18 protein-coding genes are annotated in these 24,790 nt (G+C 63.6%); 10 read left to right on the top strand and 8 right to left on the bottom strand.

The genetic code is table 11. From position 1 onward, the window contains the following. Positions 1-12: 12 nt before the first annotated feature. The 5 genes from OCT48_RS01540 to brxL all read left to right on the top strand — a co-directional run bounded on the left by OCT48_RS01540 (position 13) and on the right by brxL (position 9,395). Positions 13-1,254: a hypothetical protein gene (locus OCT48_RS01540; protein WP_263591019.1), complete on the top strand. Its 1,242-nt coding sequence runs from the start codon at positions 13-15 to the stop codon at positions 1,252-1,254. Between the two features lies 1 nt (position 1,255). Next, positions 1,256-3,142, top strand: a complete 1,887-nt coding sequence (locus tag OCT48_RS01535) for an Hsp70 family protein (RefSeq protein ID WP_263591018.1) — start codon at positions 1,256-1,258, stop codon at positions 3,140-3,142. Positions 3,143-3,283: 141 nt separating this feature from the next. Continuing rightward, on the top strand, positions 3,284-4,969 hold the full coding sequence (locus OCT48_RS01530; RefSeq protein ID WP_263591017.1) for a DUF262 domain-containing protein: 1,686 nt from the start codon (positions 3,284-3,286) through the stop codon (positions 4,967-4,969). A 3-nt stretch (positions 4,970-4,972) separates the two neighbouring features. Continuing rightward, entirely contained in the window at positions 4,973-7,306 is a 2,334-nt protein-coding gene (pglZ, locus tag OCT48_RS01525; protein WP_263591016.1) for a BREX-1 system phosphatase PglZ type B, read from the top strand. Positions 7,307-7,334: 28 nt separating this feature from the next. Continuing rightward, positions 7,335-9,395 (top strand): BREX system Lon protease-like protein BrxL, encoded by a 2,061-nt coding sequence (brxL, locus tag OCT48_RS01520; RefSeq protein WP_263591015.1) that lies wholly within the window; start codon positions 7,335-7,337, stop codon positions 9,393-9,395. Between the two features lie 598 nt (positions 9,396-9,993). Here brxL and OCT48_RS01515 read toward each other — a convergent pair. From OCT48_RS01515 to OCT48_RS01485, 7 genes are all read right to left on the bottom strand, one after another. Beyond that, positions 9,994-12,081 (bottom strand): AAA family ATPase, encoded by a 2,088-nt coding sequence (locus tag OCT48_RS01515; protein ID WP_263591014.1) that lies wholly within the window; start codon positions 12,079-12,081, stop codon positions 9,994-9,996. After that, positions 12,075-12,464, bottom strand: a complete 390-nt coding sequence (locus OCT48_RS01510; protein WP_263591013.1) for a hypothetical protein — start codon at positions 12,462-12,464, stop codon at positions 12,075-12,077. The genes OCT48_RS01515 and OCT48_RS01510 overlap by 7 nt, the downstream gene beginning before the upstream one ends. Further along, positions 12,461-12,784, bottom strand: coding sequence for a hypothetical protein (locus tag OCT48_RS01505; protein ID WP_263591012.1), 324 nt, complete (start codon positions 12,782-12,784; stop codon positions 12,461-12,463). The genes OCT48_RS01510 and OCT48_RS01505 overlap by 4 nt, the downstream gene beginning before the upstream one ends. 93 nt (positions 12,785-12,877) lie before the next feature. Continuing rightward, positions 12,878-13,585 (bottom strand): hypothetical protein, encoded by a 708-nt coding sequence (locus OCT48_RS01500; RefSeq protein WP_263591011.1) that lies wholly within the window; start codon positions 13,583-13,585, stop codon positions 12,878-12,880. 71 nt (positions 13,586-13,656) lie between these two features. Continuing rightward, positions 13,657-14,988: a site-specific integrase gene (locus OCT48_RS01495; protein ID WP_263591010.1), complete on the bottom strand. Its 1,332-nt coding sequence runs from the start codon at positions 14,986-14,988 to the stop codon at positions 13,657-13,659. Positions 14,989-15,259: 271 nt separating this feature from the next. Then, positions 15,260-15,601, bottom strand: coding sequence for a YbjQ family protein (locus OCT48_RS01490; RefSeq protein ID WP_263591009.1), 342 nt, complete (start codon positions 15,599-15,601; stop codon positions 15,260-15,262). An 85-nt stretch (positions 15,602-15,686) separates the two neighbouring features. Further along, positions 15,687-17,129: a sigma-54 interaction domain-containing protein gene (locus tag OCT48_RS01485; RefSeq protein WP_263591008.1), complete on the bottom strand. Its 1,443-nt coding sequence runs from the start codon at positions 17,127-17,129 to the stop codon at positions 15,687-15,689. A gap of 173 nt (positions 17,130-17,302) precedes the next feature. Between OCT48_RS01485 and speB the strand changes: the two genes are divergently transcribed. From speB to OCT48_RS01465, 4 genes are all read left to right on the top strand, one after another. Further along, on the top strand, positions 17,303-18,253 hold the full coding sequence (gene speB / locus OCT48_RS01480; protein ID WP_183384366.1) for an agmatinase: 951 nt from the start codon (positions 17,303-17,305) through the stop codon (positions 18,251-18,253). Between the two features lie 74 nt (positions 18,254-18,327). Then, positions 18,328-19,713: a YjiH family protein gene (locus OCT48_RS01475; RefSeq protein WP_263591007.1), complete on the top strand. Its 1,386-nt coding sequence runs from the start codon at positions 18,328-18,330 to the stop codon at positions 19,711-19,713. 10 nt (positions 19,714-19,723) lie between these two features. After that, complete coding sequence (locus OCT48_RS01470; protein WP_263591006.1) at positions 19,724-21,361, top strand: 5-guanidino-2-oxopentanoate decarboxylase; 1,638 nt, start codon at positions 19,724-19,726, stop codon at positions 21,359-21,361. Positions 21,362-21,416: 55 nt separating this feature from the next. Continuing rightward, the gene (locus OCT48_RS01465; protein WP_263591005.1) at positions 21,417-22,865 is read left to right on the top strand and encodes an aldehyde dehydrogenase family protein; all 1,449 of its coding nucleotides are present in this window, start codon (positions 21,417-21,419) and stop codon (positions 22,863-22,865) included. Positions 22,866-22,949: 84 nt separating this feature from the next. Here OCT48_RS01465 and OCT48_RS01460 read toward each other — a convergent pair whose 3' ends face one another. Next, a complete protein-coding gene (locus OCT48_RS01460; protein ID WP_263591004.1) occupies positions 22,950-23,138 on the bottom strand; it encodes a hypothetical protein in 189 nt (62 codons plus the stop codon). A gap of 314 nt (positions 23,139-23,452) precedes the next feature. Between OCT48_RS01460 and OCT48_RS01455 the strand changes: the two genes are divergently transcribed. After that, positions 23,453-24,646 carry a GAK system CofD-like protein gene (locus OCT48_RS01455; protein WP_263591003.1) on the top strand — a complete coding sequence of 398 codons (1,194 nt, stop codon included), beginning with the start codon at positions 23,453-23,455 and terminating at the stop codon, positions 24,644-24,646. Positions 24,647-24,790 lie beyond the last annotated feature (144 nt).

The following is a 24,790-nucleotide window of genomic DNA, read 5'->3' as shown; positions in this document are numbered from 1 at the left end:
GAGAGCAGGTCCGTGAAGATCGTCAACAAGGCCACCGGCGCTGTTTCCCGAGGTGAGCCGCGTGGCAAGCAGGCCAGCAAACACCAGAGCCGGCCGGAAGCGAAGACGCCTTCACCAGGTGCGACCTCACCGGCATCGCAAGCCCAGAGCAACGCGCAGACCGGTACAATCGACAGAGAACAGGGCAAGGGCAGCGAGCCAGCGCCTGCTGCCACTCGGAACCAGGCGAAGAATAGCAAGGCCGTCACGCGGGTCTTCGATATCATCAAGCGCTTCTATGCGTCCTCGGGTACGCCGAAGAGGATCACCGAGCCTGCTTTGAAGAAGCTGGAGGAGCGCACCATTTCGGCCGCCCAACGTTCGGAGCTGCTCGACCTGGCCCAGCGCGAGGATGCCTCGCTGTCCCGTACCGTGAACCTGGCCTTCGCCGCCTTCGAGATTCACAGCAATCGCAACATCAAGGATCTGCTGCTGAAGTTCGCCGTCGATGCGGGCCGAGAGGGATTCGACCTGGCCATGGAAGGTGTCGATGCCTGGTTGCCTCTCACTGACGATGAACGTCCTCCCGTCAAGGAACTCTTCAGGCGCTACGCCAGCCGAGTGCAGCAGGTGGAGTCCAGCAAGGAGATGCAGGCCAGGGAAAAGAGAGAGCGTAAGGACAAGCTGCGCAACCTGCTGTTCCTGAGCCTGATCTGGCAAGCCAACCAGGGCTGGGCCAGGGAAGACGACATCCTGCGCTTCCTGCGCGCAGATGGGGTCTTTACCACCAGCACCCACTATCCTACCCAGGCGACGGAAGCGCTGCTCAAGGCGGCCTACACCCAGAACGCCGCCGACTTTTCACCACTGGGCTGGCTGTCGCGTCAGATCGAGAACACCAGGGCCAGCCAGGCCAGCGAACTGGAACGGCTGGGGAAAGACGTCGAGCGACTTGCCGCTGAACGCGATCAAGCGCAGCAGGAAATCGCCGCATTGCGCCAGGAGCGCGATACCCTGCTGGGCAAGACCGGTGAGCTTGAGCAGAGGCTTCATCAGGAGAGGCAGAACGCCCAGACCGCCAGCGTTCACCTGGAGGATGACAAGCATCGGCTGCGTTCCCGGGTCACCAAGGTGCTGAGGAGCGAGGTGCCCCGCCTGGAGGAGGCGCTGATCGCACTGCAACGCGACCCGCCCAAGCTGCACATCGTCTCGCCCTATGTGGAAGAGACGCTTGAGCATCTGAAGAAGGTTCTACGCGAAACAGAAGGAGAGTGACATGGAGGTCTTCGGCTTCGATTTCGGTACCACCAACAGCCTGATCAGTCGGGTGGCTGGTGGCCAAACCGTGGTGTTCGACCAGGGAGAGGAACCCTACCCTTCCGTGGTCTGCTACGAGGGCGATAGCGTTATCTGCGGCAGCGAGGCCAAGAAGCGCCTGGCGACCCACGAAATCGGCGTCATCGGCAACGTGGTCCGATCTCCCAAGATGCTGCTGGATCGTGAGCATGTGCACGTCGATGGCATCCCTCGACGTCCCCGCGACATGGTCGCGGATATCGTCAAGCACGTGGTGAACGCTACCGAAGAGGACCCGCGATATAAGCTTGACCGGGGTATCGGTCGCGCCGTTGTCACGATTCCGGTGGACATGGATGGCAGGCAGCGCCGTGAACTGCGGGAGGCCTTTCACCAGGCAGGCCTGGTTATCGAGCAGTTCGTGCATGAGCCCATGGCGGCGCTCTATGGCTACCTACGCACCCATGAAGACCCTGCGAACGAGATTCGTCGCCTGGAGGGGCAGTATCTACTGGTCTTCGACTGGGGCGGCGGCACCCTGGACTTGACGCTGTGTCAGGTCCAGAACGGCATGCTGGTACAAATCCGTAACGATGGCACCAGCGAGCTCGGTGGGGACGTGATGGACGAGGCGATCCGTCGTGAGATCGAGAAGCACGCCGTCGAGGCGGCCGGCATCGAACCCGACGAAGCCGATGTCGATCCGGGCGCCAGCCTGCGTCTGCTGACTCGCGCCGAAGAGGCCAAGATCGCGCTGTCGAAGCGGGAACAGGAGCACATCTTTATCCCAGAGTACTTCCGTAATGACGTCGCGGATCCCGATATCGACACCCTGCTGACCCGTAGCGAGCTGGAAGCGATCATCGGCCAGAAGATCCGCCAGGGGGTGAAGCGGGCCAAGACCCTGATCGACTCAGCCGACCTGACCACTTCCGATATCTCGCTGTGTCTCGCCACCGGCGGCATCGTCAACATGCCGGCAGTCCAGTCGGGGCTGTTTGAGATGTTCGGTGCCACCCGAGTCGAGATCTCCGAGCGTGGTTTCTCCATCATTTCGGAAGGGGCCGCCTGGATCGCCCATGACCGGGCACGCTTGCGCCTGGCCAAGAACATCGAGGTCCATGCAGCACGCAACCAGCATTTCCCGGTCATTGGTGCCGGCTACGAGATGCCGACTGCCGGTGAGGTCAGTGAGGCGGAAACCCTGATGCTCTACTGCATCGACCCTCGCGACGGGGTCGGCAAGATCAGCCTGCTCTCCCCCACCCGTCACGGGCGCCATGTGCAGACCAACGACTCTCGCCAGCCTCTGGCCTGCCTGAACGTCAAGGTCACCCCATCGCTGCCGCAGCTATTCGAGCGGATCATGCTCCATCTGGAGGTGGACGATAACCTGATCCTGCACGCATCGGCAAAATCTGCCATCAGGGGAGACAGCGATAGTGCGGATATCCATTCGCTGGAATTCGGGCTGGACATCATGCAGGGCATCACCGGCCGTTCACTGAACGAACCGCAACAGCAGACAGGTGAGGCCGAGAAATACGCAAAAAAGCCTGATGGCCGTAGCAGTGAAAAACCAAATAGGAAGGGAGACATCATGCTACGGCCAAATGTTGCCATGTTTTTTAAAGAAAAAGACAGGAACAATCATAAGCCAGATGAACAGGCAATACATGAAGCACTCCTTGCATTCGTGCCAGGTGAAGCCCTGATCAGGAAAGAGATGGGCAAGCCTGGCGGCCACTTCACCCGCATCGATGAGCTAAGCCCGATACAACGCGAAGAGCGGGCCTGGTATGTGCCTTGCAGTTATTGCGGAAAGCGCGCCGGTGATCCGAAGTGCCGGTGCTTGTCGGGCCACTGATGCCACGAAGCCGGCTCCTAAAAAATTACGACACGATAAGCAGGTAGCCGTTGGCAAGGCCAGGCGAGTCCATGCACGCACGCATCAACGGCTACCATTTTACGCTGACGGAACAGAAAGATCAGGGAGAAACAGAGAGACATGAGCAAAAAGATCAGCGGTGCGGAGTTCCCGCTTGCCAAGATTTTCAGTTCCGACTTTGAATACCTGATCCCGTCGTATCAGCGCCCCTACGCCTGGACGACCGATCAGGCTTCGGAGCTTTTCGATGATCTATATGACTTCTTCCGCAGCGAGGAGGATGAAGGCTATTTCCTCGGCAGCATCGTGCTCATCAAGGAAGAGGGAAGCCCCAGGGCCGAAGTGATCGATGGGCAGCAGCGCCTGACCACGCTGACGATCCTGCTGGCCGCCATTGCAGCCCAGCTTGTGGGGGAGGACAGGAGCACACTCAGCCAGTACATCACCGAGCCGGGAAACAAGTTCGCAGGCCTGGAGCCAAAGCCGCGTTTGACGCTGCGCGAGAAGGATCGCGAGTTCTTCACCTGTTACGTGCAGGGCTTGGCGTTCAATGACCTCCTGGCCTTGGGGTCCGCGTCGCTTGAAAACGAATCGCAGAAAAACATCCAGGCAAACAGCCAGCTTCTGATCGAGCGGCTCAGGTCGCGCTTCGGTGATGCCTCGGAACGGCTGGGCGACTTCATCAGTTTCCTGCTGCAACGCTGTTTTCTCGTGGCGGTTTCCACGCCCAGCCAGAAGTCCGCTTTTCGCGTGTTCTCCGTTATGAATAGCCGTGGGCTCGACCTCCAGCCGACGGACATCATCAAGGCGGATGTCATCGGCAAGCTTTCAACCACCAGCGAGCAGGAAATCTACAACGAACGCTGGGAGGACATGGAGGTCGACCTGGGCCGCGCCGGCTTCAACGACCTGTTCGCCTATGTACGCATGATCCATGCGAAGGAGAAGTCCAAGCGGGCTTTGCTTGAGGAGTTCCGCAATCACGTCCTGACACAGGTCAGCGATACGCGCACGCTGATCGAAGACGTGCTGGAACCCTATGCTGAGACCCTTTCAGTTCTGCGAGAGTCCCATTACGTTGCCGAGACCGACGCCGACAAGGTCAATCGGTCCTTGCGCTGGCTGAATCGCATCGACAACTCGGACTGGGTCCCGCCCGCTATGGTGTTCCTGGCAGACCACAAGAACGAACCTGCCTATGTGGCGTGGTTCTTCAGGAAACTGGAACGCCTGGCGGCCTACATGCACATTTGTGCGAAAAACGTGAACCAGCGTATCGAGCGCTATGCCCTGCTGATCGCGGCGCTACAGCAGCCGCATGACTACGACAACCCGGTCCGGGCCGTCGAACTGACGGACAAGGAAAAGTCCGACATGCGGCGGGTCCTGCAGGGCGATATCTATACACTGACCGCCCGTCGACGCAACTACCTGATGCTGCGGCTGGATTCATTCGTATCGGATGGTGCAGCAACCTATGACCCGACGGTGCTGACCATCGAGCACGTCTTGCCGCAAACCGTCCCAAGCACCAGTCAGTGGGCCGAATGGTGGCCGGAGCCAGAGATGCGGGAGCAGTGGGTTCATCGCCTGGCCAATCTTGTACCATTGAACAAGCGCCGGAATTCTCAGGCTCATAACTATGACTTCGGGAAGAAGAAGGATGCCTATTTCCGTGGACGTAGCAACGTCTCCTCCTACGCACTCACCAGCCAGGTGCTCGGTGAAGACCAATGGACGCCTGAGGTGGTGCAGAAACGTCAGGCCGATTTGATCGCAGTGCTGGCCGACAAGTGGGAATTCTGAGGCATGGTACTACTCGAAAAGCTGGTTGAGCGGATCCGTCAGGCCGCTTCCTATAACCCCGATGTGCAGGCCGCGCCGGCCTGCATCCTGTGGCCGGACCGCGAGCGGCTGTGGGAGCCGGTGATCGCCCAGATCCAGACCGAACTGCCCGAGCTCCTGGTGCTGGGTGACTACGCCCCCGAGCAGCGCCGCGGCCCCACCATCTGGCTGCGCTGTGCCATCGCCGGCACCGTAGACGGCATCGCGCTGGACGCGGAAACACCGCCGATCCTCTATCTCCCCGGCGTGGGCCGGCAGGACCTGCGCGCCGTCAGCGAGTGTCCGGAAGCGCTCAAGCCGTTGGCCGAACTTCAGTATCGCGGGGTGCTCTGGTCCCAGGTCAACGCCAAGGACTGGACGCCACGGGCGTTCCTCTCTTCACAGCAGGGCGGGCTGGGCCTGGAGGTGGCCGGTGACGCCGCCACACGCCAGGCGCTGCTTGCCGCCCTGCCCCGTCTGCTCAAGGAGGAGATCGCCGATCTACAGGGCCGCCACCTGGACGCCGAGACCTTCAATACCCTGCTCACTGGCGGCGATCCGGTGCGCGACCTGCTGGACTGGCTCAACCAGCCCGAGGCCATGAAGACCAGCTGGCCCCACCACGAATGGCAGGCGTTCTGCCAGGTTTGCCACTCCCGCTATGGCCTTCACCCGGAGCGGCAAAGTGCGCTGGAAGCCGTGGAGCGGCTGACTCAGCGCCAGGGCAACTGGAAGACGGTATGGACGCGTTTCACCGAGGCCCCCCGCCGCTACCCGCAGCTGATCGAGCAGATTCGCCAGCTCACGCCGCCTACCCTGGATTTCTTCCCGGAACCCGAGCAAATGGAGATCTGGCCACAGCTCAACCGCCAGGAGGAGGAGCGGCTCTATCACGACCTGTGCGCGCTCGGCAGCCTGCCGGCCCACCAGGCCCGTGAGCGGCTGGAAGCGCTGGAGAGCGAACACGGTGTGCGCCGCGATTGGGTGTGGGCGGAGCTGGGCGAAAGTCCGCTGGCCATGGCCCTGGCCCCCCTCGCCGAGCTGGGGCGGGTGACTCGGCGCAGCCTGGCGGGTGGGTACGCCGAGGATATGCGCCAGGCGTACCTCAGCGAGGGCTGGAAGGCCGATGATGCCCTGCTCAGGGCACTGGAGAAGATCACCGGCCAGCGCGAGCAGGAGGCGATCTTTACCGCGGCTCGCACGGTGTATCTGCGCTGGGCCGATGAGGCCGCTCGCCACCTTCAGCAGGTGTGGCAGCCCGGCGTGGATGGCCTCAAGCGCGGCGAGGCGTCTCCCAACGCCCTTCGCGGCGAGTGCGTGCTGTTCGTGGATGGGCTGCGGCTGGATTGCGGAAAGCGATTGTCCCATCGCCTGATTGCCCAGGGCCTGGAAGTCGCCGAGCACAGCACCTGGGCGGCGCTGCCCAGCGTGACCGGCACCGGCAAGTACGCGGTGGCGCCGATCCTCGGCAGCGATGGCATCCACGAGGAGCCTGACGGCTACCAGTTCACGCCCATCACTCGCCACCTGTTCCAGAAGCTGCTGCGCGAGAATGGCTGGCAGGTGCTGGAGCGCCGCCAGGTAGAGCAGTTGCACAAGGAGACCCTGGATACCTCCAAGCCGGCGTGGTGCGAGTTCGGCGATATCGATCACGCCGGCCATGAGCGTGGCTGGAAGCTGGCTCAGCACGTCGATGACATGCTGGGGGAAGTCGCCGAGCGTATCCAGGCGTTGCTGGCCCAGGGCTGGTCGCAGGTGCGCGTGGTCACCGATCACGGCTGGCTACTGCTGCCGGGCGAGCTGCCCAAGACCGAGCTGCCGGCCAGCCTGGTGGAGACCAAGTGGGGGCGCTGTGCGGCGCTCAAGCCGGGCGCGCATACGGAGGCGGCGCGCTTCCCCTGGTACTGGAACGAGCAGGTATACTTCGCCCTGGCGGAGAGCATTCACTGCTTCAAGGCGGGTGAGACCTACACCCATGGCGGCCTGAGCCTGCAGGAGTGCGTGACGCCGGAGCTCGTCGTCACCGGCAGCGCCGGCGCCAAGCCCTCGGTGTTGATCGATGACCTGGTGTGGAAGGGGCTGCGCTGTACCTTTGTGGTGGAAGGCGAGAGCGACGGACTGACGCTGGACATCCGACGCCATGCCGGCGACCCGGCCAGCAGCCTGGTGCTCTCGCCCAAGCCGTTCAAGGCCGGCGGCAAGGCCTCGGTGGTGGTCGAGGATGACGACCTCGAAGGGGACACCGCCTACGCCGTGGTGCTGGATGACAGTGGTCAGGTGGTCGCCCAGCGCTCCACCACCATCGGCGGCAATGCATAGTCCTTGATGACAGACACAGGGAGACGTCATGGAACTCGATGACCTGGATCGCAAGGCGGCCGAGCTGCTGGACGGCTACCTGGTGCGCAAGGATCTGGTGCGCACCTTCGCCCGCCAGTTCCCGGTGCCTACCTACGTGGTGGAGTTCCTGCTCGGGCGCTACTGTGCCAGCACCGATCCGGAGGAGATCGAGGAGGGCCTGGAGGTGGTACAGCGACAGCTCAAGTCGCGCACCATCAAGGCCGGCGAGGAGGAGCTGTTCAAGGCCCGTGCCCGCGAGAAGGGCGAGATCAAGATCATCGATCTGATCCAGGCACGCCTGGATACCAAGAACGACACCTACATGGCCAGCCTGCCCAGCCTGCGCCTGACCGACGTGCGGATTCCCGACGAGCTGGTCAGTGAGCACGAGCGCATGCTGACCGGCGGCTTCTACGCCGAACTGACCCTGGAATACGACGCCAGCATCGCCCAGGAGCAGGGCGGGCGCCCCTTCGGCATCCGTGCCCTGCGCGAGATCCAGCTCTCCAAGCGCGACGTGCTCGACGAGCTGGCTCGCGCCCGCCAGCACTTCACCACCGAGGAGTGGAAGGCCTTCCTGCTGCGCTCCACTGGCATCGAGCCAGCGGGCCTCACCGAACGCCAGAAGGACGCCATGCTGCTGCGCATGGTGCCCTTCGTGGAGCGCAACTATAACGTCGTCGAGCTCGGCCCCCGCGGTACCGGAAAGAGCCACCTCTTCCAGCAGGTATCGCCCTACGCGCATCTGATCTCCGGCGGCAAGGCCACCGTGGCCAAGATGTTCGTGGATAACAATTCGGGCCGCAGAGGCCTGGTGTGCCAGTACGACGTGGTCTGCTTCGACGAGGTGTCCGGCATCTCATTCGACAACAAGGACGGCGTCAACATCATGAAGGGCTACATGGAGAGCGGCGAGTTCTCTCGCGGCAAGGAGAGCATCCGCGCCGACGGCTCCATCGTGCTGGTCGGCAACTTCGACGTGGACGTGGAGCACCAGCAGCGCATCGGCCACCTGTTCGGTCCGCTGCCGGAGGAGATGCGCCACGATACCGCCTTCATGGACCGCATCCACGCCTTTCTGCCCGGCTGGGACGTGCCCAAGGTCAGCAAGGAGCTGCTCACCGACCACTTCGGCCTGGTCAGCGACTTCCTCTCGGAGTGTTGGAGCCAGCTACGCAGCCAGAGCCGCGTCTCGCAGTGGCAGGGCCGCGTCTTCTTCGGCGGCGCCCTCTCCGGACGCGACACCAATGCCGTCAACAAGACCGCCAGCGGCCTGCTGAAGCTGCTCTACCCCGGCGATGACCTCTCGCCCAGCGACGACGACCTGGAATGGGCCATCCATATCGCCATGGAGGCGCGCCGGCGGGTCAAGGAGCAGCAGAAGCGCATCGGCGCCGCCGAGTTCCGCAACACCCACTTCAGCTACACCATGGGCGAGGATGGCGTGGAAAAGTTCGTCGCCACCCCGGAGCTGCAGAGCGACAACAGCATCGGCAACGACCCGCTGGAACCAGGCCAGGTATGGAGCATCAGCCCCGGGGGGCAGGCCAGCAACGGCCAGGAGGAACATCCCGGCCTGTTCCGCATCGAGGTCAACGAGGGCCCTGGCACCGGCGTCAAGATCCTCAACAAGCCGGTGCCGCCGGCCTTTCGCGAGAGCATCGGCTACGCCGAGCAGAACCTTTACACCCGCGCCGGCCAGCTGGTCGGCGACAAGGAACCTCGCCAGCATGAGTTCACCGTGCAGCTGCGCGCCTTCGATGCCGCCAAGGCCGGCACCAAGTTGGGAGTCGCGGCGCTGATCGCCATGAGCTCGGCACTGCTCAAGCGAAGCCTGCGCGGCGGCCTGATCGTGGTCGGCGAGATCAACCTCGGCGGCTCCATCGAACCGATCCACAATCCAGTCACCCTGGTGGAGATCGCCGTGGAGAAAGGCGCCACGGCCATCCTGATGCCGGTGACCTGCCGCAAGCTGCTATTCGACCTCTCCGACGAGATGGCCACCAAAGTGGACATCCAGTTCTACCTGGATGCCCGGGATGCGCTGCTGAAGTCGCTGGGAGAGTAAACAGGTTGAATCTGCAAAATACCCACAGCCGGTTCCTCGGATCATTAGTGAACTCAAATTCCCGAACACTTCATTTCGTTAACCTGGAGTGATGGCGCAACAGAATCCCGGTCTGATGAATTGGCCAGACAAGACGTTTATTAGCTTTTTTTCATACTCTATAATGCCACGCTCTGCGTCCCTCGTGGGGTCAAAAGGCTCCAGGAAGGACCCGTGACCGATGTGACCCGTCCATTACGGACAAAAACTCTATTTTCAGCCCTCCCCCTGGCTAACGAAAAGCAGACAATCAATAGCGGCATTCATGCTATCTGCCGCATTTGATGGCTGAATACAAACCTCCTCTGTAGTCAGGCGCTGCACCGTGCTCTTCCTTAAGGGGGGGGGGGTGAAAAAACCTTCCCCCTTTAGGGGAGAAAACCACCCGTCCTCATGCCAGGTATCATGCGGGTTTGAACCGGGTAGTCGGGTGATTTGATCTTCACCCGTGAACTTCCATCAAAATGCCCTGTAATGGGGGTTGATGACGGGTAGGTGGCCCGAGTCGGGTGATTCACCCGGCACCCGGCCAGCCGGCTGGCTGGCTGGCTAGAAAAAGCTACCAGGTATGCAACGTCCCATTGTCACGCAGGAACACCTCACCTTCATCAATGGCACGATTGACGATAGTGCGGAGACTTTGGTCCCCCACACCAAACAGTCCTTCAGTTCCTGCGTAGTCGCGCAAGCCATTGCGAGTAATAGGGCGCCCTTCACTATCCTTCTTCTGGATGAATTCTAGTAGCTTGGGAAGAGTAGCCTGGAAGCGTTGTTCGCCTTTATCCGCCACTTTGCTGTATTCCTGAAGGGGCGGAATCATTTCGAGAACACCCCCGATGCCCCGACGCATCCAGAAGGTATCCGTTTCCGTGCGGTAATTCGATTTTACGACATTGAAACGGACATGTGCTCTCCGGCTCTGCTCATCCATGCCCAATTTCTTGGCCATCTCTGCGTCAGGTACGGCTAGGGTAGCCGCAAAACGCACTGCATCCACGAAGGCAGATGCACCCCGGATATCATCCGCACTATCACCCTTGCTACCTTTACGGCTGTGATGAGCACACAGAACAGTAACACCCGTCTCTCGGCGGATAAGCTCAAGTGCTTCCACAAAGCGGGTACCATCTTCACTGGCATTCTCATCACCGCTGCGGAACCGGCTGACGGGGTCGAGGATAATCAGACGCAAATCCGGGATGGCTTGGGCTGCCTTGATGACCTCCGTGATCAGCGTCTTATTGTGCACGGTATTCCCCTCTGCCTTCAACGTCAGCCGGTTATCGCAGCCTAGTCGAGAAACGGGGTAGAAGTTTTCCCCCAGCTTGGCCATGTCAAGGCGGTTGCCGACGGATTCGCTGGCCCTAATGATGCTATGCAGACGACGCCCCATCTCGTCGCGGTTATCCTCTGCACCAAGCATCAGCACACCCCCAGGCTTTGCAATGGGCAATTCAAAGAACGGGACGCCCGTTGCCACACATACGGCCAGTTGCATCAGCCAGAAGGATTTTCCAGTAGAGCCAGGCGCAACAATGACTGCAGCGACTGGCTCGGGGATCAGTCCCTCAATGACATAGCTCTGCGGGGGCGGTTCCACGTTTAACAGGTATTTTGCCTTGTTCAATTCCAAGGCATCGACCAGTGCAGTTTCTCTCTCCGCGGCATCATCGAGACTTCCTGAAAGCCCATCCTCGTCATTGAAATCCAACTCTTCCGGATCAACCTCATACCTTGGGATCTCGCGAGAGGGCGAGCTTGCCCAAGCGTTATTCAGGGTCCGGATAACTTCGGGAGAATTCAATCCAGCTCCGATAGCAGCGCGATACAGGATATTCCGCACAGCACCCTCTTCCAGTTGCCCTCCCTTCACGAATCCGAACAACCCGAATGCCTCGCGATTGAGCGTGTCGTTCCGACATCCCTCGGGCGCACTCAGGACGGCCGTTGAGGCACTTTCCAATGCCCGGCAGACATAGGGGTGAGTCTCGTCAGAAAGAAACTCCATCGGAGCCTTGTCGCTTGACTCAACGACACTCGGGATGAACGGGGCAATCGTCCGGCGTACAGTTTCGGCGTCGACATCCTCGCCAATGGCTAGGATCCGGATAAGGGAGGGGTCTGACTTGCAGTGGAAGAATCCAGGAAGCCGCATCACACGGGGAAGGTCATTGATGGATTGATCTCCCCCCAGCCAAGTGGCAAGCCCCCTTTGTAGCGGCTTGAACTCCTCAAGCGACAGACCGGGAGCCCGCCAGTAAGCGTGATGCTTTCCAGGTGATGATTCCACAAGCAAAGAAGGAGGAAAGTCGGTCAACACCTCACTCAGAACGTTCGGTCGCTCAGGTTCAGGAGTGTCGAAGTCAACAAATACCGCACGAACCTCGTTCACGTTCTCGGCACGGAGACCTTCCCCATCCGTGCCATTGATCGTCACGAATACACCAGCTCCTCGCTGATTAAGAGCATCAAGCGCTTTCCAGTGCTCCTCCAGCGTACCCCGAAAGGTACGCACCAGATCCCTACGATTGAGCTTGGTATCATCAAATGTCCGGAAATCGAAAACGGCTCCCGGCGCCAGCCAGTCCAGAAACTGCTGAGTTACCTGTTGGCGCTCATTGTCTTCAGGGGCATCGGATGTCAGCATCGCCGGAGCCTCCAACTCAGAGGTTCGCCCAGCAGTTGCATGTCAACCCCTCCTATCCCTGCAAGATTAGCCAGTAGCGCATCCCTTTCAATTTCACTCAAGAGCCGAATGCTCTTGACAGAATCGAGAAGCACCATGGCAGCATCCCAAACCATACCCAGAAAAAAACGGGCCTTTTTAGGATAATCGCCATTATCAAGTGCAACGGGAGGATGTTCACGAACGTCCGGCCAACTTCCGCGAAACGTCCAGATAGCATAATTTTCTTGCGACGTCTCCCCAATAACAGCAGCAGCCTCATCCATGCATTGGTAGATTTTCTCCAAGCGATCCCACATTTGAATAATTTCAATGTCACTCGGTTCGCGCAATGAAGAACTCATGACTGCGTCTCCCGAGCAACTGAGGATGAGAAGGTGGAGATTTCTGCAGTCGATCGATACTCTTCTGCATTGGCTAACCAATCCAGTACATCCTTGAGGCGGTAACGAATCGAGCGGCCACGACGAACGAAGCGCGGCGCGGGCATCCCCAACAGAAGCCCCGTCACACGACTCTTGCGCGCGGTAGCAGGGCTAGCAGAAATAAGGCCAGGAAAGACGGCTCCCTCAGGGAGCTCAATCAGTGACGGATCAAAGCCAGCGTCGTAAGACGCCAAGGCCGCCTTGAGGATGGCAGGATAGTCTTGTCGCTTGAAAGGCATGGAGGCATCTCCTTGTGGATGACGCCCCCATGGTCAGGCTTCGTTTTAAAGCGATGTCCCAAATGAGAAGGTCGTCAATCTCATTTGAGATGCTCAGCTCGTCTCGCGGACCTCCTCGATAATTTTCGCCAGAGTATTTTCTGACAGGTGATCACCACGCTGCTGCAACATTGCCTGAAGAACAGCAGCTGCCTGGTAAGGCCCTTCTGGAAGATCCAAGCCACCATCTACCAAAAACATACTGAGCAACTTCACATAACTATTTTTTTGCCGAGGATGCACTGGGAGTTCTCGCCCCTGCGCCACCTCCTCACCTATCCCCTTTGCTTTACAAATAAAAGCATAAAGATCACAACGCCTGACAAAAAATTCTGAAAGCTCCGGCTCTTCATCCCATTCTAAACCGTCATCCTCAGCATACCTACACAGCCTATAGGCCACATTTTCATCATCAACATCTCTTACCACCCACAGGTTTAAATCTGCCAGCGGATGCTCGAACCCGATGGACTCGTAAATGAGGAGCAATCGGAACCCAGTACATTTAGAATCAATGTGATACATCCCATCTAATCTCAAATAGTCCTCATGCGGGACCGGCTCCTTCACGTCACGCTCCGCAAGCTGGAAGCCCAGCATGACGCTTAGTTTGAGCGAACCGTGCAATGCATATTCATACAAATCCTTGATCGTTATTTCTTCCTCTAGCTCGGCAGCCAACACCTTGGCGGCATCTTCTAACCGACAATAATCTTTAAACCTAGACAGACTGGTCCTTGAGGTTGATTTTTTCCTTTTCACAACAATTCCTTACACCTTGGAAAATTTATTCAGAAGACAAACCAAACCCTTCCAGCGATTGCACGGAGGCTTCAAGAAACAGCATTTTCGATAAAGAATTGCGTACTCGATTTCCGTTGCTTGGCAAACGCCTCCACAGCCTCTCGTGTATGATCGGGGCGCAGGTGAGCATAATGTTGAATAGTGGTCTGAATATCGCTATGAGCCATCAGCCTCGAGACGGTCAATAGGTCAACGCCGGCCATGACTAATTGACTAGCGAAGTTGTGACGTAGGCTATAGAGCAGTAGATCGTCGGGAAGGCCGGCCAGCTTGCGCACGGTCGCCCAGGGTTTCTGCATGGCAGTCCTGTCCATGCGCTTACCATTGCGGTGTGAGGGGAACACAAGGCCGGTCTTTGGCTCCCCTTTTTGCTTGTGCCAAGCCGTGAGCACCTCAACGACCGCAGAAGACAGTGGGAAGGTCATTGGCTCCGGGCGATGGTGAGCCGACTTCTCGATAACTTTGCGGGCGGTACGAAAGGTCAGGTTGATATGCTCCCAGCGCAGGCCGGTAATATCACCGGGCCGGAAGCCGGTGTAGTACATGGTCAGGATCCATGGCTTGACATGATCCACGAACATGACGCTATCGAGATCGGGCAGGTACGCCTTGCCGTGAGCCCGGCTGAGTCGCCGCTGCTCACGTTTCAGCTCCTGATAGGCATCGAGGCCAGAGAAAAGTGCTTCGACCTCATCGTGCTCCAGATAACGACGCTGGGCCGCTTGCTCGGCCATATCGTCTTCCGACATCGCCGGGCGCTGCAGTGCGACCCCAACCAACGGGTTATCGGGTATGAAATTGCGCTGAGCAGCATGCCCCAGCAGGGTCTTGAGCGCCCCCAGGTGACGTTTGCTGGTGCTGTACGCCTCTCCCTTGCTTTCACGCTCCCCCTGCCAACGCTCCACGTCGGCGCGAGTGAAACTGCTCATCGGCCGGTCCAGCCAGCTTTCGAAGGCACGACGAATACGCCGCAAGGTGGCCAAACCATCTTTCTTGCGACGTTGCGCCACCGCATAGGGGCCATCGAGATAAGCCCTGAGGGTCTGCTCCTGCTGACGTCGGGCCTCGTTCTGGGCCTCTACTTCCACCGCACGCGGGTCACCGCCCTGAGCGATCACGGCCAACGCCTCCTTGGCGGCCTCGCGTCCCTGTGCAGCTGTCAACTTCCCATATTGCCCAAGGGTAACCACTCGGCGTTGGCCGATGTGGTTGTAGTAGGAAAGACGAAGGGATAGGCCTCGCTTACCTGCTCGCACATGGAAGCCTGACAGGTCCGTATCCCACACCTCGCCGCTGGTCATCTCCTTCTTCAGCCGGTCGAGCGTCCGCGTCGTCAGCTTGTCGGTGGTCTTCCCTGACATGGCTGGCCCCTTTCCAGGTTCCAAATAGGTTCCATGGAGACGCTACTCGAGGCCACCACGAGAAGCAAGCAGAAACATCAAAATCTGATAACAACTTATTGTTTTTAAAACAACTTTTAGTTGATTCTTGCTTCCGGACGTAGCTGCTGAAATACGATAAAAACGCCTTCGGGAGGCAGAGGTCGTAGGTTCGAATCCTGCTACTCCGACCATCGGATTCCAAGGGCCCCGCGAGTGATCGCGGGGCCCTTCTCGTTGTACGCTCCCTCGCTCAGGCCCGCGCCACCTTCACGGCGGTGCCCGTGGCCACCAGGAACAGCATCGACTTGCCGCCCCCGGAGATCTCGCTGTAGTCGAGATCCACCGCGATCACGGCGTTGGCGCCCATCGCCTCGGCCTCCCGGCGCAGCTCGTCCAGGCAGGCGACCCTGGCATCGCGCAGCGCATCCTGGGACGACTTGTTGCGGCCGCCGAAGAAGTCGCGAAAGCCCGCGAACATGTCCTTGAGCACGTTCATGCCGAACACGCATTCGGCGGAGACGATGTCGAGATGTTCGATGACGCGATAACCCTCGAGATGGGAGGAGGTGGTCAGCAACAGGCGATCGGACATGAGCGCTTCCTTCTGGTCAGCCTTGGCATGGGGCCGATGCCCCTCATCAAGGTAGGCGGCGCGCGCGGCCCCGTACAGCGACCGGCTAGTTGTCCCCGGACGAGGCCTCCCGGCCGATCCGCAGGCCGTGCTGGCGGAGCTTGCGCACCACGCTGGGCTGGCTGATGCCGAGGCGCTCGGCGATGGCGTAGGTCGAGGTCCGCTCGCCGCACAGCTCGGCCAGGATGGCCCGCTCGGTGCGCGAGAGCGCCGCCTTGAGCGTCTCCCCGTCGCGCAACCCCGCGCCGTCGGGCGCCGTGGCCGTCACGCCACTGGCGCCCGCCCCTGTCGGGGCGCGCGGATGCCCGGTGCCGGCGTGGCCGTCGGCGCGGATCACGTCATCCGCCGCCGACAGCCAGGCCCGCTCGAGCCAGTTCTCCAGCTCGCGTACGTTGCCGGGCCAGTCCCGGCCCATCAGTTGCTGCCAGACATCCCGGGCCATGATCTTGTCGCGGCCATAGCGACCATTGAGGCGCTTGAGCTGGCGCTCGACCAGCCCGGGAATATCCTCGCGGCGCTCGCGCAGCGGCGGCAGCGTCACGGGAATGACATTGAGGCGATAGTAGAGGTCCAGGCGGAACCGGCCGGTCTCCACGAGGCGCGCCAGGTCCTGGTTGGTCGCCACCACCAGGCGGAAGTCGACGCATCGCGGCCGGGTATCGCCGAGCCGCGTGACGCTGCTGTCCTGGATGACCTTGAGCAGCTTGGTCTGCATCGCCAGGGGCAACTCGCCGATCTCGTCGAGGAACAGCGTGCCGCCCTCGGCCTGTTCCATCAGGCCCGCCTTGCCCCCCGGCGCGGCGCCGCTGAAGGCCCCGTGCCGATAGCCGAACATCTCCGACTCGAACAGGTTCTCCGGGATCGCCCCGCAGTTGACGTCGATGAAGGGGCCGGCCTGGCGCGGGCTCCAGCGATGCAGTTGCCGCGCGAAGGCGGTCTTGCCGACCCCGGACTCGCCGAGCATCAGCACCGTGGCTGCGGTGGGCGCCACCCGCTTGAGCAGCAGGGCAACCTCGCGCATCACCCCGCTGCGCACCTCCAGGTCGTCCAGCTCGGCCTCGAGTCCCGGCTCGTCGGCGACGCCGCTGCGCCGCAGGTGGTCGCTGAAGCGCCGCTGCAACAGGGCATATTCCTCCTGCAGCAGCTGCAGGTCGGTCAGGTCCATGGAGCGGCTGACCACGGCGGCCAGCTTGCCGTCCCGGAAGACCGGGTGGGCCTGGGCGACGACCCGCCGGCCGGTACCGGTCTCCTGCATCAGTTGGGCGGGCTTGCCGGTGCGCATCACCTCCAGGCTGACCGAGGGCCTGAGCACCCCCTGGGCCTCGAGGGCCTGGACGGTGGTTCGGCACAGGTCCTCCCGGGACATGCCGTAGACCGCCGCCGCCGCCGGACTCACGTCCAGAACGCGGCCGCTGGCATCGACCACGAAGAAGTGGTCATGGGCGGTGTCGATGATGGTGCGCAGGATATCGCTGTCGATGTCGCCCATGGGGCCCTACCGATACACAAGTGGATCATTGATGCAGCAGTGTATCACTGCGGGCGCGGCAATGATCCACTTCTGCATCATGTCGACAGGAACCACTTCCATATCAATATCTTAAAACATGGCACGCTTCCTGCTTTGTCACTCCTGACACCCATTGCGAGACGGAGCCTTTCGTGAGCGACTTCAATCAGCCCCTGGGCGGCAACGAGATGCCGCGCTTCGGCGGCCCCGCCACCATGATGCGCCTGCCCACCCAGGCCGATGCCGCCGGCCTGGATGCCGCCTTCATCGGCGTGCCCATGGACATCGGCACCTCCAACCGCCCCGGTACCCGCCTCGGGCCGCGCCAGATCCGCGACGAGTCGCGCATGCTGCGCCCCTACAACATGGCCACCCGCGCCGCGCCCTTCGACAGCCTGCAGGTCGCCGATATCGGTGATGTGCCGATCAACACCTTCAACCTGCCGAAGAACCTCGACATCATCACCCGCTACTACGACGAGGTGTTGTCCCATGGCTGCGTGCCGCTGACGCTGGGCGGCGACCACACCCTGACCTGGCCGTTGCTGCGGGCGATCGCCCGGAAGCACGGCCCGGTCGGGCTGATCCATATCGACGCCCACGCCGACGTCAACGAGCACATGTTCGGCGAGGAGGTCGCCCACGGCTGTCCCTTCCGCCGCGCCCAGGAGGAGGGCCTGCTGGACAGCCAGCGCGTGGTGCAGATCGGCCTGCGCGGCACCGGTTACGCCGCCGACGACTTCGACTGGTGCCGCGATCAGGGCTTCCGGGTCGTCACCGCCGAGCAGTGCTGGTACAAGTCGTTGGCCCCGTTGATGGCCGAGGTACGCGAGCAGATGGGCGACGCCCCGGTCTACATCTCCTTCGACATCGATGGCCTGGACCCCTCGGTGGCCCCCGGCACCGGCACCGTCGAGATGGGTGGGCTCACCGGCCAGCAGGGCCTGGAGATCGTGCGCGGCGCCTGGGGCCTCAACGTGGTCGGCGGCGACCTGGTGGAAGTCGCGCCGCCCTACGACCCCAGCGGCAACACCGCGCTGATGGGCGCCACCCTGCTCTACGAGATGCTCTGCGTGCTGCCCGGTGTCCGGCGCCGTGACTAGGCCCGAGACCCCCTCGTGACACCCCGGCCCCCGGGCCGGGTTCGACGATTACAATGCCAACAAGGGTAACTGCCATGCCGTCCCCTCTCGATTCCGCCTCGGCCATCGCGTCCGAGACCACCCGGCTCAGCCGCCACGGGCTGCTGAAGTTCCTGATCCCCTCGCTGCTCGGCGTGGGCCTCTTCCTGGTGCCCTTCTCCACGGGCGACACCATCAATATCGGCATGGGCCTGATGGCCGATGGCCTCAAGGCCCTGCTCGGCGAGGCGCTGCCCGCCATCGCCACCCTGGTGCTTTGCCTGTCGGTGCTGTTGACCGGCATCGTCAAGCTCACCCGGCCCGAATGGGCCCGGGAGGGCATGCTGCGCGAGCTGTTCGACGTCGCCCCCCTGTGGGTCATCATGCGCTCGCTCGGCGCCCTCTTCGCGCTGATGACCTATTTCCAGGTCGGCCCGACGGTGATCACCGCCTCCTTCACCGGCGGCGTGATGCTCAACGACCTGGCACCGGTGCTGCTGACCTTCTTCTTCTTCGCCGCCATCCTGCTGCCCTTCCTGGTCGACTTCGGCTTCATGGAGTTCATCGGCAGCCTGGTGCGTACGCCCTTCCGCATCATCTTCGGACTGCCGGGGCGCAGCGCCATCGATGCCACGGCCTCCTGGATGGGCTCGGGCACCGTCGGCGTGCTGATCACCACCCAGCAGTACGAACAGGGCTTCTACAACCGTCGCGAGGCCTCGGCGATCGCCACCAACTTCTCGATCGTCTCGATCGCCTTCGCGCTGCTGGTGACCAGCTTCATCGGCATCAACCACCTGTTCGTGCCCTTCTACCTCACCGTGGTCGTCGCCGGCCTCGTCGCCGCCGTGATCGTGCCGCGGCTGCCGCCGTTGTCGCGCAAGCCGAACAGCTACTACGAGCCGGCCGGCTGCCAGATCCAGGAAGAGAACACCGGCAACCAGAACCTGCTTCGCTACAGCCTGGGCGTCGCGGTGGCCCGCGCCGAGCAGGCCCCCGGCCCGCGCCAACTGCTGCGTCACGCCCTGTTCAACGTCGCCGACATCTTCTTCGGCCTGCTGCCCCTGGTGATCGCCATCGGCACCGTGGCCCTGATGCTGGCCGAGTTCACACCGCTGTTCACCTGGCTGTCCTATCCCATGGTGCCGGTGCTGGAGTGGATGCAGGTGCCCGAGGCCGAGGCGGCTGCCCCGGCGACCCTGGTCGGCTTCGCCGACATGTTCCTGCCGGCGGTGCTGGCCAGCGACATCGAGAGCGAGCTGACGCGTTTCGTGATCGCCTGCCTGTCGCTGACCCAACTGATCTACATGTCGGAGATCGGCGCCCTGCTGCTCAAGTCGAAGATCCCGCTCAAGCTCTGGGAGCTGGTGGCCATCTTCCTGCTGCGCACCGCCATCACCCTGCCGATCATCGTGCTCATGGGCCACTGGCTGGTGGGCTGAGGGAACCTCAATGCCACTGAACGGAGAGACACCGATGACCTGCGCCGAGCTGCTGATCCGCCTGCTGCGCGACACCTACGGCACCGACACCGTGTTCGGCATTCCCGGCGTGCACACCGTCGAGCTCTACCGCGGCCTGGCGGGCGGCGAGGCGAGCGGCATCCGCCACGTGACGCCCCGCCACGAGCAGGGCGCAGGCTTCATGGCCGACGGCTACGCCCGGGCCACCGGCCGGCCCGGGGTGTGCTTCATCATCACCGGCCCCGGCATGACCAACATCGCCACCGCCATGGGCCAGGCGCTGGCCGATTCGGTCCCGATGCTGGTGATCTCCAGCGTCAGCCGCCGCGACACCCTGGGCCGTGGCCAGGGCCGGCTGCACGAGTTGCCGAGTCAGCAGCAGCTGATCGCCGGGGTCGCCCGCTTCAGCCAGACGTTGCTCGACCCCGACGCCCTGCCGGAGACCCTGGCCCGGGCCTCCGCGGTGTTCGAGGGGGCCCGCCCGGGGCCGGTGCATATCGAGATCCCCATCGACCTGTTCGATGCCCCGGTGCGCGCCCCTCGCACCTGGCACCGCCGCCCCCTGGCGCCATCCGCCCCGGCCGAGGCGGCGCTGGCCCAGGCCGCCGACTGGCTCGGCGCGGCCGCCCGCCCGCTGGTGCTGCTCGGTGGCGGCTGCGTGGATGCGCCCGGGGCCGCCAGGTCCCTGGTCGAGGCCCTGGACGCGCCCGCCGTCACCACCATCAACGCCAAGGGCCTGCTCGGCCGCGACCACCCCCTGGATCTGGGCGCCAATGCCTCGCTGCCGGCGGTGCGCGCGCTGGCCCGGGAAGCCGACGTGGTGCTGGCCATCGGCACCGAGCTCGGCGAGACCGACTACGACGTGGTCTTCGACGACGGCTTCCGCCTGGACGGCCGACTGATCCGGGTGGATGTCGACCCCCAGCAGCTCGCCCGCAACCAGGCCGCGGACCTGGCCCTGGTGGCGGACGCCGGCCAGACCCTGGAAGGCCTGGCGGCGCGCTTCGCCGGCGTGCGCCTGGCCCGCGACGGAGCCGCCCGCACCCACGCCGCCCTCGCGACCCTGGACCTGCCCCGGGATCCGGCCTTCGCCGCCTATGTGCCGCTGTTCGCGACCCTGCGCGAGGCCCTGCCCGAGGCGATCCTGGTCGGCGATTCCTGCGCCACCACCTACGCCGCCAACCACCTGGTCGCCCAGCCGACCCCGCGCCGTTTCTTCAACGCCTCCACTGGTTACGGCACGCTCGGCTACGGCCTGCCGGCGGCCCTGGGCGCCAGCATCGCCCGGCCCGACCTGCCGGTGGTCGCGCTGGTCGGCGACGGCGGCATCATGTTCACCCTCAGCGAGCTGGCCTGCGCGGTGGAGGAGGGGCTGCCGGTGGTGATCCTGCTCTGGCACAACCAGGGCTTTGATGAGATCCGCCGCTTCATGGACGACGCCGGCGTCACTCGCCTGGGCGTCGACATCCGGGCCCCGGACTTCCTGACCGTGGCCCAGGGCTTCGGCTGTCTGGCCACCCGCGTCGGCGCTCCCGCCGAACTGGCCCACGCCCTGGCCACCCGACCCTCCGACGGCCCCTTGCTGATCGAGATCGATGCCGCCGCCTGGCTGGCCGCCATCGACTGATTCCGCCCCTTTCCCCGTGACCGGCCCCACCGGTCGGTCCCACCGGAGCCTTGCCGTGCAACGACTGACCAAGCAGTTTATCGACAATCAATGGATCACCTCCCGGGGGACGCGCTCCCTGGCGGTGACCGACCCCTATCGCCAGGTGCCGATCGCCGAGCTCACCGCCGGCGAGGCGGCCGACGTGGACGCCGCGGTGGCCGCCGCCCGCCGCGCCCTGCCCGCCTGGCAGGCCCTGGGCGGCGAGCGCCGGGCCGAATACCTCGAGGCCTTCGCCGAGGGGCTCGAGACCCGGCGCGAGGCGCTGATGCGGCTGTCGGCGACCAACAACGGCAAGGCGCTGGCCGAGGCCGGCATCGACCTGGACGATGCCATCGCCTGCTACCGCTATTACGCCGGCCAGGCCCGGGCGCTGGAGGCGCGCCAGGGACGCCTCGTCGAGCACGGCATGGACGGCATCGAGGCCCGTAGCTACGAGGATCCCGCGGGGGTCGTGGGCCTGATCACCCCCTGGAACTTCCCGCTGGTGACCAGCGCCTGGAAGATCGCCCCGGCGCTGGCCGCCGGCTGCACGGTGGTCTTCAAGCCCTCCGAGGTGACGCCGCTACCCGAGCAGGCGCTGGCGGAGATCGCCCTCGAGATCGGCCTGCCGGCCGGGGTGCTCAACCTGGTGCACGGTGACGGCGAGGGCATCGGCGCGCCGCTCACCGCCCATCCCGGCATCGACAAGCTATCCTTCACCGGCAGCAATGCCGTGGGCGAGAAGGTCATGCGCGCCGCCGCCGAGGGCGTGCGCGGGGTGTCGCTGGAACTCGGTGGCAAGTCGCCGATCCTGGTGCTCGACGATGCCGGCCTCGAGGCGGCCGCCGACTGGGTGATGGCCGGTATCTACTTCAACTCCGGCCAGATCTGCTCGGCCACCTCGCGGCTGATCGTCCATGCGTCGCTGGCCGAGGCGCTCTACGCGGCCCTGGCCACGCGCATCGACGCCATCCGCCTGGGCGACCCGCTGGACGAGGCCACCGACATGGGGCCCATGACCAGCGCCCGCCAGCGGAAGGCCGTGGAGGGCTACCTGGCCATCGCCGCCGAGGAGGGCCTCGTCGCGGTGCGCGACGCCCGCCATCGGGACTTGCCCACCCAGGGCGAGTTCATCGCCCCGACCCTGTTTCGCGACGTGCCCACCGCGAGCCGCCTGTGGCGGGAGGAGATCTTCGGCCCGGTGCTCTGCGCCCGCAGCGTCGAGAGCGATGCCGAGGCCATCGCGCTGGCCAACGATTCCGCCTTCGGCCTCGCCGCCACCGTGATCTCGGGGGATTCGGAACGTGCTCGGCGCGTCGGCCGCGCGCTACGCGCCGGCAGCATCTGGGTCAACAGCGAGCAACTGGTGATGCCGGAGGCCGGCTGGGGCGGCTTCGGGATCAGCGGCATCGGCCGCGAGCTCGGCCCCTGGGGACTCTCCGCCTACCTGGAGGTCAAGCACCTGATCGGTCCGGCGGACTAGGCCCGCCTCGACTCGCGATGCCGCACCCCGGCGACTCGACCGGGGCACACTCGTGCCGGCCCAGGACTGCCGATGGGTTCGGCCTCACGACAACTGGCGCGGCGTGACGAGTTCCACCAGGCGTCCCGAACCTTGGCCGACCGACGACCAGGACCCGTCGAGCTCGACTAGCACCAAGCTGGCGGTGGGCAACAGCCAGACCAGCAAGGCCTCGAGGCCGGGATTGTAGCCGACCACCATCAGGCGCGAAACCGTGGCGGGGCAACGCGACACCGCCCGCGCCAGCGCCTCGGGCCTACGGCAGCGTCCATCGCCATGGCATCCCCTGCACCGGCATATCGCGTGTTTTTCCGCCAGGCGTGTCGCCTCTTCCCGTAGCATTCGCCCGCTCGGTGCCGGCATCCCGTCTCGGGCGGGTCGGCCCTGGCATACGGGTGCCACTTCTCGCCATCTTCGCGGTCCAATCCTGCCACAACGACATGACCTGTCCGCATGCGACGGGCCGACCGGGCATCGTCAGGCGACAATGCCGGCACAACGAGATCACGTCGCCAGCCAGGCAGGCACCAAGCCGAAGGAAGGGATGCATGATGGATATTCGGCCACCTCGCACCGACCAGAAACCCGACCCGCTGCGGGTCCGACGCTACCGGCAGGCCCCGGAACGGGGCCCCAGGCTACTCTTCTTCAGCGGGGGGTCGGCGCTCGAGGGCGTCTCGCGCCAGCTGCAACGCTACAGCCACAACACCATCCACCTGGTGACCCCCTTCGATTCCGGCGGCAGCTCGGCCACGTTGCGCGATGCCTTCGGCATGCCGGCCCTCGGCGACCTGCGCAGCCGCCTGCTGGCCCTGGCGGACGAGACCACCCCGGGCCACCCCCAGATCCAGCGACTCTTCACCCATCGCCTGCCGAGGGAAGCCGAGCCGGAGGCCCAGCGGGCCACCCTGGAGGCACTCGCCAGCGGTCGGCATGCCCTGATGGTCGATCTCGCTCCCCCCCTGCGCCGGCCGATCTGCCACCTGTTCGACGTCTTCCGGGCGGCCATGCCCGCGACCTTCGACCTGCGCGGTGCCTGCATCGGCAACCTGATCCTGGCCGGTGGCTACCTGGACGGCCGACGGCAGCTCGATACGGTGGTCCAACAGGCCGCCGAGCTGGTGAAGGTGCGTGGCACCGTCCGCGCGGTGGTCGACCATGACTACCACCTGGCGGCCACCCTGGCGGATGGTCGTCGGGTGCTCGGCCAGCACCGCATCACCGGCAAGGAGGTCCCGCCGCTGGACACCCCCATCGCGCGGATCGACCTCTCCGCCAGCGGCGAGGCGCATGTCCCGGCCACGCCCCCCCTGCCCGAGGGAAGCCGACGGCTCATCGCCTCTGCCGACCTGATCTGCTACCCCCCCGGCAGCTTCTATTCCAGCGTGCTCGCCAACCTCCTGCCCGCCGGGGTCGGCCGGGCCATCCGCGGCAACCCCTGCCCGAAGGTGTTCATCCCCAACCCGGGGCATGACCCCGAACAGGTCGGCCAAGACCTGCCCGGCCTGGTCACGGCCCTGCTCGAGACCCTGCGCCGCGACACCGGCGAGGACTGTCCCGCCGCCGGCCTGCTCGACATCATCCTCATCGACAGCCGGCACGGCGACTATGTCGGGCACCTCGATGCCGACTTCCTGGCCGAGCTCGGGGTGACGCTGATCGACATCCCCCTGGTCAGCGAGGTAAGCGCCCCACACTTCGACGATGACCGCCTGGTCGCCGCCCTGATGTCGCTCGCCTGACTCAGTGCCCGGCGGCGTCGCGGTCCCGGGGGACATCCAGCTCCAGCATGGTGCGGCTCCCGTCGCAGGGGAATCCCCCCAGCATGGACCCGACGGCACAGACATGCCGGAGACGCGCCCCATCGTCCACACTGATGGGGCGAC

The sequence above is a fragment of the Halomonas sp. M4R1S46 genome (assembly GCF_025725685.1).
In the GTDB taxonomy this organism is placed as follows: domain Bacteria; phylum Pseudomonadota; class Gammaproteobacteria; order Pseudomonadales; family Halomonadaceae; genus Halomonas.
This window is presented reverse-complemented; position numbering and strand designations above follow the sequence as displayed.

Coding starts and splice junctions, on each gene's coding strand:
- OCT48_RS01490 (WP_263591009.1), bottom strand. CDS start 15,601: ATGTCCGATCGCCTGTTGCTGACCACCTCCTCCCATCTCGAGGGTTAT.
- OCT48_RS01485 (WP_263591008.1), bottom strand. CDS start 17,129: ATGGGCGACATCGACAGCGATATCCTGCGCACCATCATCGACACCGCC.
- OCT48_RS01455 (WP_263591003.1), top strand. CDS start 23,453: ATGATGGATATTCGGCCACCTCGCACCGACCAGAAACCCGACCCGCTG.
- OCT48_RS01530 (WP_263591017.1), top strand. CDS start 3,284: ATGAGCAAAAAGATCAGCGGTGCGGAGTTCCCGCTTGCCAAGATTTTC.
- brxL (WP_263591015.1), top strand. CDS start 7,335: ATGGAACTCGATGACCTGGATCGCAAGGCGGCCGAGCTGCTGGACGGC.
- OCT48_RS01475 (WP_263591007.1), top strand. CDS start 18,328: ATGCCGTCCCCTCTCGATTCCGCCTCGGCCATCGCGTCCGAGACCACC.
- OCT48_RS01495 (WP_263591010.1), bottom strand. CDS start 14,988: ATGTCAGGGAAGACCACCGACAAGCTGACGACGCGGACGCTCGACCGG.
- OCT48_RS01470 (WP_263591006.1), top strand. CDS start 19,724: ATGCCACTGAACGGAGAGACACCGATGACCTGCGCCGAGCTGCTGATC.
- OCT48_RS01505 (WP_263591012.1), bottom strand. CDS start 12,784: ATGCCTTTCAAGCGACAAGACTATCCTGCCATCCTCAAGGCGGCCTTG.
- OCT48_RS01515 (WP_263591014.1), bottom strand. CDS start 12,081: ATGCTGACATCCGATGCCCCTGAAGACAATGAGCGCCAACAGGTAACT.
- OCT48_RS01510 (WP_263591013.1), bottom strand. CDS start 12,464: ATGAGTTCTTCATTGCGCGAACCGAGTGACATTGAAATTATTCAAATG.
- pglZ (WP_263591016.1), top strand. CDS start 4,973: ATGGTACTACTCGAAAAGCTGGTTGAGCGGATCCGTCAGGCCGCTTCC.
- OCT48_RS01535 (WP_263591018.1), top strand. CDS start 1,256: ATGGAGGTCTTCGGCTTCGATTTCGGTACCACCAACAGCCTGATCAGT.